Below are 13,265 nucleotides of genomic sequence, written 5' to 3' on the forward strand. Positions count from 1 at the left end.
CGTCCATCGCGAGCAGGCTCGCTCCTACACAGGAATGAGCGTCAGACAGCCCGAATCACGTGTTTGATTTCCTGGAAAGCCTGCAAGCCCCACGGCCCCAATTCGCGGCCGATGCTGCTCTGCTTGTAGCCGCCCCAGGCGGTCTGCGGGAAGATCACCTGTGGTGCGTTGATCCACACAAGCCCCGCCTGCAAAGCGTTGGCGACGCGGTCGGCGGTCTGTGCATTGCGCGTCACCACACTGGCGACCAGGCCGAACTGGCTGTCGTTGGCCAGGGCAATCGCCTCGGCTTCAGAGGCAAAACTGCGCACGCAGATCACCGGGCCGAAAATCTCTTCACACCACAACGCACTGTCGAGGGGCACTTCGGTGAAAACCGTCGGCTGCAAAAAATATCCGCGTGGCAGGTCGGCCGGGCGATTGCCACCGCAAACCAGCTTGGCGCCGGCGCTCAAACCGCGATCGATGTGACCGAGCACGCGCTGGTATTGCGCCTGATTGACCAGCGCGCCCATCTCCACGTTCGGGTCGAACGGGTCGGCGACCCGAATGGCTTCGGCACGAGCCTTCACACGGGTCAGGAATTCGTCGGCCAGCTCATCGGCAACCAGCACGCGACTGGTAGCGGAACACATCTGCCCGGCGTTGAAGAAACCACCGCCGCAGGCCACTTCCACCGCCATGTCGAGATCGGCATCGGCCAGCACCAGCAGCGATGATTTGCCGCCCAACTCCAGGCTCACGCCTTTGACGGTTTCCGCCGCCCGCTGCATGACCTGCACGCCGACCGCGTTGCTGCCGGTGAAGGAAATTTTCGCGATCCGCGGATCCGCCGACAACGGCGCGCCAACGGCCAGGCCGGTGCCGCACACCAGATTGAACACACCCGCCGGCAAACCGGCTTCAGCAATGATCGTTGCCAGTTCCAGCTCCGGCAGCGGCGTCACTTCCGAAGGCTTGAGCACCACACAGCAACCGGCGGCCAGGGCCGGGGCGAGTTTCCACGCGGTGGTGACCATCGGGAAGTTCCACGGCACGATCAAGCCGACTACACCGCAAGGTTCACGGCGCAGGCGAGCGCTGAAGTCGTCAGTCGGCAGCTCAATGGCGCTGTCCTGTTTCGCATCCAGCCCTTCGGCCAGACCGGCGTAGTACTCGAACGTGGCAATCACGTCATCGACGTCGATCGCTGCTTCGAATTGCGGCTTGCCGTTGTTGCTCGATTGCAAGTGCATCAATTTTTCACGATTGGCCTGCACACCCGCGGCGATTTTGCGCAGGATCGCGCCGCGTTCGGCACCCGTGGTTTTCGACCAGTCGGCGAACGCCTGGGTCGCCGCGCTCACCGCTTGATCAACGGCGCGCTCATCGCCACCATTGACAGTGGTCAACAGGGCTTCGGTCGCCGGGTTGATCACGCGCAGGTGTTCGTTACCGGCCGACCATTGGCCGTTGATGTACAGACCATCCAGAGTCGTAGGAAGCGTCATTTCGATACCGCCTGCATCCACTTGGCCTGGTCGATTTCAATCAGGGTCGGGCCCTGGCGATCGGTGGCCATACGCAATGCGCCGCGCAGTTGCTCGACACTGCTGACCGCTTCGGCCGCACAACCCAAGGCCTTGGCCACACCGATGAAGTCCGGGGTGTAGATGTCCACGCCGACCGGCTCGATGGCGCGGTTGACCATGTACTTCTTGATCTCTTCGTAGCCCTGGTTATTCCACAGCAGCACAATCACCGGGGTCCGCGCTTCGACGGCGCTGGCCAGTTCCGGCAGGGTGAATTGCAGGCCACCGTCGCCGATCAGGCACACCACCGGCGGGCGGGCACCGTTTTCAGCGCTGCCGCCGAGCCAGGCGCCAATCGCGGCCGGCAAGGCGTAACCGAGGGTGCCGTAACCGGTGGACGAGTTAAACCAGCGACGCGGGCGCTCCGGGTTGAACGTCAGGTTGCCGGTGTAGACCGGCTGGGTCGAATCGCCGACGAACACAGCGTCCGGCAATTCCTGCAGAACGGTTTCGAGGAAGCGGGTCTGGGCCAGGGTCGGTGCGTCCCAGGTCGCGGCCAGGTCTTCACGCAGACGTGCGGCGCGTACCTGGCCCCAATCGTTGCTGCGCTCGGCCAGGGATTTGTGCGACAGGGCGCTGAGCAAAGCCTGGGCGGCGTTGCGCGAGTCGGCCACCAGGGCCACGTGCGGCGGGTAGTTACGCACGGTCTGGTCCGGGTCGATGTCAACGCGCAGCAGTTGGCCTGGAATCTCAAAGCCGCCAGCGAAGGTCACGTCGTAATCGGTCTCGGCCAGTTCGGTGCCGATGGCCAGGACCACATCGGCCTCGGCGACCAGCGCACGGGTGGCGACCAGGCTCTGGGTCGAACCGATCAGCAGCGGGTGGCCGGAGGCGAGCATGCCCTTGGCATTGATGGTCAGGGCGACCGGCGCGTCCAGCAGTTCGGCCAGTTCCGTCAGCTCGGACGCTGCGTCGATGGCACCACCACCGGCGAGAATCAGCGGACGCTTGGCGCCGGCCAGCAATTCAGTCATGCGCGACACGGCGTTCGGCGAAGCACCGGCGCGGTCAATGTTGACCGGCAGGCTGCTGAGCAGGTCGTCGGCGTCTTCAACCAGGACATCCAGCGGAATTTCAATGTGCACCGGACGCGGACGGCCAGCCTGGAACAGCGCGAAGGCGCGAGCCAGCACGCCCGGCAATTCCGACGCCGACATCAGGGTGTGGGAGAACGCCGCGACACCGGCACACAGTGCGCCCTGGTTCGGCAGCTCATGCAGCTTGCCGCGACCGCCGCCCAACTGGCTGCGCGATTGCACGCTGGAGATCACCAGCATCGGGATCGAATCGGCGTAGGCCTGGCCCATGGCGGTGGTGATGTTGGTCATGCCAGGGCCGGTGATGATGAAGCACACACCCGGTTTGCCGCTGGTGCGGGCGTAGCCGTCGGCCATGAAGCCGGCGCCCTGTTCGTGACGCGGCGTGACGTGGTTGATGCTCGAACGGGCCAGCCCGCGATACAGCTCCACGGTGTGAACCCCCGGAATGCCGAACACCTGCTCGACTCCGTAGTTTTCGAGTAACTTGACCAATACTTCGCCGCACGTCGCCATGTCTTTGCCCTTTTTGTTCGTTTGAGACACAAGGTCCCTTGTGGGAGCGGGCTTGCTCGCGAAAGCGGTGTATCAACCGACATCAATGTTGAATGCAAGACCGCTTTCGCGAGCAAGCCCGCTCCCACAGGGTCCGTGGAATGGCCTCATTGGAACGGGCGACAGGTAGCCGCAACAATGGATAAAAAGTCATACTAGCCATGTCCTCACGTCATACCTTGGATCCCAATGAAACGACTGCCTCCCCTGCCGGCGCTGCACACCTTTCTGATTACCGCGCAGTGCTGCAATTTCACCCGGGCCGCCGAACAACTGCACATCACCCAGGGCGCGGTGAGTCGGCAGATCGCCGGGCTGGAAGATCATCTGGGTTATGAGTTGTTCATCCGCCTGGCCCGAGGCCTGGACCTGACAGCCGAGGGACGGGAATGGCTACCCCGGGTCCAGCAGATTTTCGGCCTGATCGACGAGGCCGTTGAGCAGATCGGCGAGAAGCGTGAAACCCTGCAGCTCAAGGCACCGACCTGCGTCATGCGCTGGTTGCTGCCGCGTCTGTTGCAATGGCAAAGGGAACGCCCGGACGTGCCGGTGGAACTGACCACCACGGTCAAGCATGGGGTGGATTTTCATCGCGAGCAATTCGATGCAGCGGTGATGTACGGCGCACCGCCGGACGATTCATTGATGTCGCAAAAACTCTTCGACGAACAACTTACGCCTGTGTGTTCCAGACCGATGCTCGAAGGCCCCATGCCCCTGCAGACTCCGTCCGATCTGCAACAGCACCTGTTGCTGCATCCGACCCGCGACGAGCGGGACTGGAAGGCCTGGTTGAAAGCCGCGGATGTGCATTTGACCAATGTCGGCAAGGGCCAGCATTTCGAAACACTGGACCTGGCGATGTCGATGGCGTCCCAGGGAACGGGTGTGGCGATTGGCGACTGGTCGCTGATCGGCGATGACCTGAACGCCGGGCGGCTGGTCATGCCATTCGAATTGAAGGTGACGACAGGACTGGCGTATTACCTAGTGTTCCCCGAAAAACCCGGACCTTCGCCGAAGTTACGTGAATTGATGGGCTGGTTGGTAAAGCAGGCGCAGTCGCGCTGAACCGCCACCTGTAGGAGCTGCCGCAGGCTGCGATCTTTTGATCTTGTTTTTAAAAAAGCAAAATCAAAAGATCGCAGCCTGCGGCAGCTCCTACATGGATTGCGGTGTCAGTACCCGACTGTAAAGCGCTGCCGCGAATGCTTCGGCGCTTCCACTTCGTCGAGCATCGCAATCGCATAATCGGCGAATGTGATCCAGCTACGCCCTTCGCTGCTCACCAGCAAATTATCCTGGCCGATGCGGAATTTTCCGCTGCGTTCGCCCTCGACAAATTCCGCCGATGGCGACAGGAAGGTCCAGTCCAGATCCTTTTCCTGTTGCAGGTTCCCCAGGAACTCGGCACCGGCGCTGGCTTCGGCTTTGTACGCGTCCGGAAAACCTTTGCTGTCGATCACCCGCGTTCCGTCAGGCAACAACAGCGAACCGGCCCCGCCCACTACCAGCAAGCGTTTTACCTCGGCCCCTTTCACCGGCCCGACGACCGCGCTGGCCGGTAGCGTGGCGAAATGCGCCGCGCTGATTACCACGTCATGCCCCTTGACGGCAGCTTGCAGTGCAGCGGCATCGAGGGCGTCGACGTTCTTGCTGACCACACCGGCACGCTGGCCGATTTTCGCCGTGTCGCGGGCAATGGCGGTAACGCTGTGACCACGACGCAGGGCTTCTTCCAGCAGTTGGCTACCGGCACGACCGGTGGCACCGATGATTGCGATTTTGCTCATGACGTTCTCCAGTGGGTTGAGCTTGTTGGATTTCAGTTGAGGCGGGCTACCACTTCATCTCGCCCTTGGCGACCTTGGCGCTCAGTTCCAGGGTGCTTTCATCACCCAGGGTCGGGAAGCGCTTTTTCATCGCCGCGATCAGCTCGGCAGAATCCTTGGCCTTGGCGGTTTCTTCGTCGAAGGCCTTGATGTAAGCGGCGGTGAACTGCACGGCAGCCAGGGAGCGATCGCTCTCGCCGAGGTAATGACCCGGCACCACGGTCTGCGGCTTCAGGGTTTCAATGGAATGCAGCGTAGCCAACCAATCGGCATGGGACTGTGGCGTTTGCGTGTCCGCCATCCACACGTGGATGTTTTGCGCCACCACGACACCACCGACCACGGCCTTGATCGACGGGATCCACACAAAGCTGCGATCCGGCTGCGGGCCCTCAAGACCAACCACCTGTAACTTCTGCCCTTCGAGGATCAGGCTGTCGCCCTTGAGCACACCCGGCACGATGGTTTTGGCCGGCACGTCGGCGCCCATTTTCGGGCCCCAGAACGCCAGTTTGCCGTCGACGGTTCGCTTGATGTGGTCGACGGTCGGCTGCGAGGCGAGGACCTTGGCCTTGGGGAACGCAGCCGTCAGGGTATCGAGGCCGAAGTAGTAGTCCGGGTCACCGTGGCTGATGTAGATGGTGGTCAGCTGCTTGCCGCTGGCGCGGATTTTTTCCACCACCTGTTCGGCCTGGGACTTGCCGAATTGCGCATCCACCAGGATCGCTTCTTTCTCGCCGCTGACCAGCACCGAGGTCACCGGGAAGATGGCTTTTTCGCCGGGGTTGTAGACATCCAGCGTCAAGGTCGAGGCGGTTGCATGGGCGGCGAAACCGACGGCGGCGCCTGCCAGCAAAATGCGCTTTAAAGTGGTGAAACCGATCATCTGTTGCTCCGTATTCCAATGGCTGTCGTGGTCCTTTGTAGGAGCGAGCTTGCTCGCGATGGTCGTAAACGATGACGCGTACTTGCCGGTTACACGCGGCGCCTGGGGGTCCATCGCGAGCAGGCTCGCTCCTACATGAACCCAGAGCTTAGTTGCCTGACTCAGTACAAAAAATGCGATGCTTGGACATAGTTTGTTTCTGAAAGCGGGCAAATCATGGATCGTCTTCAAGCAATGCGCGTGTTCGTCACGGTAGTCGACCTCGGCAGCCAGTCGGCCGCTGCCGATCATCTGGAGCTGTCCCGGCCGGTGGTTTCGCGGTATCTGGCGGAACTGGAAGACTGGGTCGGCGCGCGGCTGATGCATCGCACTACTCGCAAATTAAGCCTGACCGCCGCCGGTAACGAGATCCTGCCGCGATGTCGGCAAATGCTCGACCTGTCCAGCGACATGCAAGCCGCCGTCAGCGAGCCGGATGACGCACCGCGCGGCCTGCTGCGGATCAGCGTCAGCACCTCCTTCGGCCAGGCGCAACTGGCCGATGCCATGGCCGCTTATGTCAAACGTTACCCCGGCGTCAGCATCGACATGCAGATGCTCGACCGCACCGTGAATCTGGTGGATGAGCGCATCGACCTGGCGATCCGCACCAGCAACGACCTGGACCCGAACCTGATCGCCCGCCGCCTGACGGTTTGCCGCTCGGTGATTTGCGCGTCCCCCGCTTACTTGCGCGAGCATCCGGTGCCGCAACGGGTCGAGGACCTGAGCCTGCACAATTGCCTGACCCACTCGTACTTCGGCAAAAGCCTGTGGCATTTCGAACAGGACGGCGAGCAGGTTTCTGTACCGGTGCAAGGCAACATCAGCGCCAACGAGGCCAGCACGCTGTTGCGCGCAACGATCGCCGGCGCCGGGGTGGCGATGTTGCCCACGTACCAGGCCGGGGTACACATCCACAGCGGCGAGTTGACTCGTCTGCTGCCGACGGCCGAACCCCGGCAAATGAGCGTGTATGCGGTGTATGCCTCGCGCAAGCACATGCCGGCGGCGTTGCGCAGCTTGCTGGATTTTCTAGTGCTCAGATTTCCGGAAGAACCGGCGTGGGATATCGGCCTGTAACCCGATCAAAATGTGGGAGCGGGCTTGCTCGCGAAGAGGTCGGTACATCCGACGCAAATTTTGCGCATGAAATACCGCTTTCGCGGGCAAGCCCGCTCCCACAGGGGGCATCAGTGTTCTGAATACCGCGCTATTGCTGGTAACCCACCGGCGCTGACCTATGCTCAAAGTAATACCGAAAGGTATTCGTTCAGAGGTCAACGCCATGAACATCAGAACAAGAAGATACCTCGCGATCTTCATCACCTGTGCGGTCACGCTCGGGCTGTATGGCGCTGCGGCCTGGCGCGTCGAGCAACTGCGCAACCTGCCCCGCGAAGCCGCTAGCTGCAATTTCGAGCGCTGCATTCCTCACAACGCAACCCTCAACGCCCTCCGATAACGAAGGGGATCAGGTTTCGTTGCCCTGATCGGCCTTCAAGCGGTCGCGGAACGCCTTTGGCGAAATCCCCACTCGACGTCGGAACAGGCGCGTGAAGTTGGTCGGATCGGAAAACCCCAACACGTCGGACATTTCATAAATGGTCATGCTGGTGTAGGTCAGCAAACGCTTGGCCTCCAGCAATTGCCGTTCGTGCATGATCTGCAACGCCGGTTGCCCCGCCAGCTCACGACAGGTGCCGTTGAGGTGGGACACGGAAATCCCCAGCCGGTGCGCCAGATCCTCGACCTTGACATGCTGGCGATAGGTCTCTTCCACCAGCTGGATAAACCCGTTGAGGTACTCCCGGGCCCGCTGCGGTCGCGCCATGGCGGTACGACGCCGGATCACCTGGCGGCTGACCCACACCACAATCACACTGACCAGCGAATGCATGAGCATTTCCCGCGCCGGTTGATGGCTGGTGTATTCGTTCTGCAAGGCACTGAACAGGCTGTTGAGGTACTCGGCGTCTTTGCCTGCCGGGTAGCTTTCGGACTGGGCCAGGGCATTGACCGATTGCCCCAACTGCATCTGCAGGTGGGCGATCAGCGGCGCGGCCAGGGTCACGACAAACCCTTCCACGTCCTCGGAAAAGCGAAAGCCGTGCACCGACAGCGGTGGCAGGATCTGGATGGCCGGTTCCACCAGTTGCGTTCGCTTGCCTTCGATTTCAAGCTCTGCCTGACCTTTGAATACGAAGAGCAACTGACACAAATCAGCGTGGCGGTGAGGTTTGATTTCCCAATGATGTTCGCGACTGCGTTTGGAAATGGTTTCACAGTGCAGCAAGTCCGGGGTCGGCCAATCCAGGCTTTCACCGTAGAGCTTGAACACCGGAATCGAAGGCAGGTCAGGCTTGTTCATCACTTCAATCCAGGCCTCGGAGTAGATGACGGGCGATAATCGCACCGATTGGCAAAATGTACAGCTATCGGCTCAGTTTTCACCTTCAATTGACAGACCCGCAAGGGAAAAATGCAAGCACTCGATCCATAAAAATCATTCACCGGCCCTGGCCGCGTGAAGCTTGCGAGTCATAAAAACAATGAAAACGCTGAAAACTCAAGTTGCCATCATTGGTGCGGGCCCTTCTGGCTTGTTGCTCGGCCAACTGCTGCACAACGCCGGCATCGACACCCTCATTCTCGAACGTCAGACCCCGGACTATGTACTCGGTCGAATCCGCGCCGGTGTGCTTGAACAAGGTATGGTAGAGCTGTTGCGTAAGGCCGGCGTGAGCCAGCGCATGGACGCCGAGGGACTGGTCCATGGCGGTTTCGAACTGGCTCTTGACGGGCGCCGGGTAAACATCGATCTACACGCCCTGACGGGGGGCAAAACGGTGATGATCTACGGCCAGACCGAGGTCACCCGCGACCTGATGGCCGCTCGTCGGGAGGCCGGCGCACAGACGATTTATCAAGCAGACAACGTCGTTCCCCACGGCATGAAAACCGACGAAGCGTTTGTCACTTTTGAGAAAGACGGCGAACTGTATCGTCTCGATTGTGACTACATCGCCGGTTGCGACGGCTTCCATGGAGTGGCGCGGCAATCGATTCCCGCCGACAGCCTGAAAGTCTTCGAACGGATCTATCCCTTCGGCTGGCTCGGGATTCTGGCCGATACCCCGCCGGTCCATGATGAACTGGTCTACGCCCGCCATGAGCGCGGTTTTGCGTTGTGCAGCATGCGCTCGCCGACACGCACCCGTTATTACCTGCAAGTGCCCACCGGCGATCATGTCGACAACTGGTCGGATCAACGCTTCTGGGACGAACTCAAGTCGCGATTGCCGCAGGCGCTGGCGGACAAACTGGTCACCGGCCCGTCCATCGAAAAAAGCATCGCGCCGCTACGCAGCTTCGTGGTCGAACCCATGCAGTACGGCCGTCTGTTCCTGGTCGGCGATGCCGCGCACATCGTCCCGCCCACCGGCGCCAAAGGCCTGAACCTGGCGGCCAGTGATGTGAGTACGCTGTTCAACATCCTGCTCAAGGTTTACCGCGAAGATCGCCTTGATTTACTCGAGAAATACTCGGAAATCTGCCTGCGCCGGGTGTGGAAGGCCGAGCGATTTTCCTGGTGGATGACCTCGATGCTGCACCGTTTCGAGGAGCACGATGCGTTCAGCCAGCGCATTGCCGAATCGGAGCTGGAGTATTTCATCGACTCCGAAGCGGGTCGCAAAACCATTGCAGAAAATTACGTCGGGCTTCCTTATGAGGCTATCGAATAGCTTCCTACCGACTTACACTGGCGAGCATCCCCGCTCGCCTTGCCTCCTGCGGGACAAACTCTGCCCACAGGTTTTCCCGTGACCAATCTCCACCAGCCTGAAACGCCCAAACCGGCCATTCGCAGCGTGCTGATCGCCCTGATGCTGGCGATCTTCCTCGGGGCGCTGGACCAGACCATCGTCGCCGTTTCGATGCCGGCCATTTCCGCGCAATTCAAGGACGTCAGCCTGCTGGCCTGGGTGATTTCCGGCTACATGGTGGCCATGACCGTGGCGGTGCCGATCTACGGCAAACTGGGTGACCTGTACGGGCGGCGCAAGCTGATGCTGTTCGGCATGGGCCTGTTCACCCTGGCCTCTGTGTTCTGCGGCATGGCCCAGAGCATGGAGCAGCTGGTGCTGGCGCGGATCTTCCAGGGCATCGGGGCCGGCGGGATGATCTCGGTGAGCCAGGCGATCATCGGTGACATCGTGCCGCCACGGGAGCGCGGTCGTTACCAGGGCTATTTCAGCAGCATGTATGCCGTGGCCAGCGTGGCCGGCCCGGTGCTCGGCGGCTACATGACCGAATACCTGTCCTGGCGCTGGGTGTTCCTGATCAACCTGCCGCTGGGCCTGGGTGCCTGGCTGGTGGCCCATCGCACACTGGTGGGGCTGCCGATTCCGCAACGCAAACCGATCATCGATTACCTGGGCACCGTGCTGATGATCATCGGGCTCACGGCATTGTTGCTGGGCATCACCCAGGTCGGCCAGGGCCATTCGTGGCGCAGCGCCGAGGTGCTGGCGTTGCTGGCATGTGCGGTGTTGGTACTGGGGCTGTTCGTCGTGCACGAGCGGCGGGCGCGGGAGCCGTTGTTGCCCATGCACCTGTTCGCCAACCGCAACGCGATCCTGTGCTGGTGCACGATTTTCTTCACCAGTTTCCAGGCCATCTCGCTGATCGTATTGATGCCGCTGCGCTTTCAGAGCGTCACCGGCGCCGGTGCCGACAGCGCCGCCCTGCACCTGCTGCCGCTGGCCATGGGCTTGCCGATCGGCGCGTACTTCGCCGGCCGCCGTACCTCGGTGACCGGGCGCTACAAACCGATGATCCTCACCGGCGCCGCGCTGATGCCCATTGCGATTCTTGGCATGGCGTTCAGCCCGCCGCAGGCATTCATCGTGAGCAGCCTGTTCATGCTGCTCTGCGGGATTGCCTCGGGCATGCAGTTCCCGACATCGTTGGTGGGCACGCAGAATTCGGTGGAACAGCGGGACATCGGCGTGGCCACCAGCACCACCAATCTGTTCCGTTCGCTGGGTGGCGCGGTCGGCGTGGCGTTGATGTCGGCGCTGCTGTTGGCGTTGTTGCAGGATTCGAGTTTCGCGCACCTGGCCGGTTCGTCGCTGATTGCCGAAGGCAGTTCGGGGAATGTGTTGCTGGACGGGTTGAACGCCGCACCGGGTGAGGCGCAGAACGCCTTGCGTGCTGAATTGTTGCTGACGTTCCGACACTTGCTGACGGTCAGTGCGGTGGTGTCGTTGCTGGGACTGGCGGCGGCGATTGCCATGCCGAACATGTTGTTGCGCGGGCGCGAGGACAAGGTTCGGTAGGTAGACCGCGTTGCCTGTATTCGCGAGCAAGCCCGCTCCCACAGTTGACCGCGTGCTGATGAAGAACACGGTCTAATGTGGGAGCGGGCTTGCTCGCGAAGGCGTCTTCATTGAAACCCTAAAATCAAGGGCTGTAATACCCCACAGCCACCAGAAAATGCCCGACCTTTTTCAGATAGGCATGCTTGTTCTCGACCTTGCCGGTCACCGGGTTTTTCCAGCGATATTCGTATTCGCCGTTATCCTGCCGGGCCATCAACGCCAGAATCGGCTCGCCCACCGGCTTGCCTTCCGGGTCCACGATCTTGCTGAAGTCGGTATTGATCAACCGCAGGTTGGTGCCGTGGGCCACGTAGCGTTGGGTGTCCAGGTCGACGACAAATACGTACAGGTCATCCTGCAGGTAGCCGCCCTTGAGGGAATTGATCGCCGTCAGGGTGCCCTTTTCGTCCCTGGCCAGATCGGTTGCCGCTTTGTTCAGCAAGGCCATGGCCTGTTCGGCGGAGGCCCGTGGCAGGTAATAACCGACCGCCAGAATCCGCTGGCCGATGCGCTGGTAGTAGACATGCTTGCGCTCGACCTTGCCGTCATTCCAGTTCTGCCAGCGATATTCCGCCTGCTGAATGCCATTGCCTTCCGGCACTTTCAGGGCATCCTTGAAGGTTTTCTGCAGGTCCGGCCCGAGCACTTCCGATACGTCCCGGCCAATCAGCGCCGACGACGGCCCGCCACTGGCGAGCATCACGCCCTTGGTGTCGAGCACGAAGACATAACGGTCCTTGTCGACAAACTCTCCCTGGCGACTGAACGCCGCCAGGGCCTTGTCGCCATTCTGGTGGTAGTAGGCCAGGGCTTTTTCCAGCAGGGCGATGGCCGCCTTGCTGTCGTCCTTTTCCGTCCCGGCGGCTTGCGCCTGGCCCAGGCACAGCAAAAACATGCCGCACAGCAAGGTGAACCTGTACACAAACCCCATTGCGCATCCCTCGTTCCTGATGGTGTTTCAAGAGCGTAGACGGCAATGGGAGATGTATGGATCTCAGGCCCCCACCGGATTTTCCTGAAGCAGTCGGTTACTGCCGGGCACGCAGTTGCTGCTGAAGGTTCTGGATCTGCGCCTGAAGAGTATTGATGTTGCGGGTGACCTGGCTGCGGAAGGCATCGAACTCGGCCGTGTTGGTCGAGCCCTGTGTGACCGCCGGGCGATTGTCCTGTTCGCTTTTGAGCACGATCATGTCTTGCTCAAGACGTTCGATGGCTGCGCTCGGGTTGCCTTGTTTCTTCAGTGCGGCAACATCGGCACCCAGGCTTTTCAACTGTGCATCGAGCTTTTCCGAGTCCGACGGGGCGCTTTTCAGGGCGGCCAGTTCAGTGCTCAAGGCTTTGACCTGGGCCTGCAACTGAGTATTGGCCGTCTGACGTTCGGCGTCCTGGGCAGTCAACTGCGCCAGGCGCTTGTCCAGTTCGGTGGTTTGCGCGGTCATTTGTGCCAGTCGCTTGTCCAGGTCCGAGGCCTGGCCGGCAACACCTTGCTGTTTGGCGTTCTGGTCCTGGAGCTTGCTTTCCAACTGGCGGATTTGCAGCTTCAAGGCCTCGCTGTCGGTGTTGACACTGGTCTGACTGGCAACAACCTTTCCGGAAATATCCTGCAGGCGCCCTGCCGCTTCCTCACTGATTCGCGCGAAGCTTTCCTGGGTCGCCACCAGTTGCTGTTCCATCAGGGATATCTGCTGAAAACTCCACCAGGCCAGGCCCGCGAAGGCAAAGAACAACGCCCCGACCAACGCCCACAGGGGGCCGGTGCTTGCCGCCTTGACCTTCACCACCGGCGCCGTGCGCGAATGCACGACCGTGCGGGCGGTGGGCGCATAGTCGTCATCGAGAACGTCTGCACGCAGGCTCGGTACATCATCGAAGTCGTCGTTGGCATCGTTTCGCATGGACATTGAATCAACCTTAGTGAATCACATAATGGCTTTATGCCGCGCAGTATAAACCCCACAGCC

Annotated in this window: 12 protein-coding genes; 5 read left to right on the forward strand and 7 right to left on the reverse strand. The window is 61.1% G+C overall.

What is annotated here, in order from left to right; all coding sequences use genetic code 11:
- Nucleotides 1-41: 41 nt before the first annotated feature.
- Entirely contained in the window at nt 42-1,490 is a 1,449-nt protein-coding gene (locus AC07W4_RS06705; protein WP_495031908.1) for an aldehyde dehydrogenase family protein, read from the reverse strand.
- Nucleotides 1,487-3,124, reverse strand: coding sequence for a 5-guanidino-2-oxopentanoate decarboxylase (locus tag AC07W4_RS06710; RefSeq protein ID WP_495031909.1), 1,638 nt, complete (start codon nt 3,122-3,124; stop codon nt 1,487-1,489). Before AC07W4_RS06710 ends, AC07W4_RS06705 begins: the two co-directional genes overlap by 4 nt.
- Before the next feature lie 228 nt (nt 3,125-3,352).
- Between AC07W4_RS06710 and AC07W4_RS06715 the strand changes: the two genes are divergently transcribed.
- Nucleotides 3,353-4,234, forward strand: a complete 882-nt coding sequence (locus AC07W4_RS06715) for a LysR substrate-binding domain-containing protein (RefSeq protein ID WP_495031910.1) — start codon at nt 3,353-3,355, stop codon at nt 4,232-4,234.
- A 107-nt stretch (nt 4,235-4,341) separates the two neighbouring features.
- Here AC07W4_RS06715 and AC07W4_RS06720 read toward each other — a convergent pair whose 3' ends face one another.
- Nucleotides 4,342-4,956, reverse strand: a complete 615-nt coding sequence (locus AC07W4_RS06720; protein WP_495031911.1) for an NAD(P)-dependent oxidoreductase — start codon at nt 4,954-4,956, stop codon at nt 4,342-4,344.
- A gap of 46 nt (nt 4,957-5,002) precedes the next feature.
- Nucleotides 5,003-5,881 (reverse strand): MBL fold metallo-hydrolase, encoded by an 879-nt coding sequence (locus AC07W4_RS06725; protein WP_495031912.1) that lies wholly within the window; start codon nt 5,879-5,881, stop codon nt 5,003-5,005.
- A 216-nt stretch (nt 5,882-6,097) separates the two neighbouring features.
- On the opposite strand from AC07W4_RS06725, the gene AC07W4_RS06730 reads away from it, so the two are divergent.
- Together AC07W4_RS06730 and AC07W4_RS06735 are read left to right on the forward strand one after the other, a co-directional pair.
- Nucleotides 6,098-7,003 (forward strand): LysR family transcriptional regulator, encoded by a 906-nt coding sequence (locus AC07W4_RS06730; RefSeq protein ID WP_495031913.1) that lies wholly within the window; start codon nt 6,098-6,100, stop codon nt 7,001-7,003.
- 160 nt (nt 7,004-7,163) lie between these two features.
- A complete protein-coding gene (locus AC07W4_RS06735; protein WP_090457495.1) occupies nt 7,164-7,385 on the forward strand; it encodes a hypothetical protein in 222 nt (73 codons plus the stop codon).
- Between the two features lie 9 nt (nt 7,386-7,394).
- Here the strand turns inward: AC07W4_RS06735 and AC07W4_RS06740 are convergent, their stop codons facing one another.
- Entirely contained in the window at nt 7,395-8,291 is an 897-nt protein-coding gene (locus AC07W4_RS06740) for a helix-turn-helix domain-containing protein (protein WP_495031914.1), read from the reverse strand.
- A 190-nt stretch (nt 8,292-8,481) separates the two neighbouring features.
- On the opposite strand from AC07W4_RS06740, the gene pobA reads away from it, so the two are divergent.
- Both pobA and AC07W4_RS06750 read left to right on the forward strand, forming a co-directional pair.
- Entirely contained in the window at nt 8,482-9,666 is a 1,185-nt protein-coding gene (pobA, locus tag AC07W4_RS06745) for a 4-hydroxybenzoate 3-monooxygenase (protein WP_495031960.1), read from the forward strand.
- A 78-nt stretch (nt 9,667-9,744) separates the two neighbouring features.
- Entirely contained in the window at nt 9,745-11,262 is a 1,518-nt protein-coding gene (locus AC07W4_RS06750) for an MDR family MFS transporter (protein ID WP_495031915.1), read from the forward strand.
- A 124-nt stretch (nt 11,263-11,386) separates the two neighbouring features.
- On the opposite strand, the gene AC07W4_RS06755 is transcribed toward AC07W4_RS06750, so the two are convergent.
- Both AC07W4_RS06755 and AC07W4_RS06760 read right to left on the reverse strand, forming a co-directional pair.
- Nucleotides 11,387-12,235 carry a cache domain-containing protein gene (locus tag AC07W4_RS06755; RefSeq protein ID WP_495031916.1) on the reverse strand — a complete coding sequence of 283 codons (849 nt, stop codon included), beginning with the start codon at nt 12,233-12,235 and terminating at the stop codon, nt 11,387-11,389.
- Nucleotides 12,236-12,332: 97 nt separating this feature from the next.
- Nucleotides 12,333-13,205 carry an ATPase gene (locus AC07W4_RS06760; RefSeq protein ID WP_495031917.1) on the reverse strand — a complete coding sequence of 291 codons (873 nt, stop codon included), beginning with the start codon at nt 13,203-13,205 and terminating at the stop codon, nt 12,333-12,335.
- Nucleotides 13,206-13,265 lie beyond the last annotated feature (60 nt).

The sequence above is a fragment of the Pseudomonas sp. GW821-FHT02A08 genome, assembly GCF_059422045.1.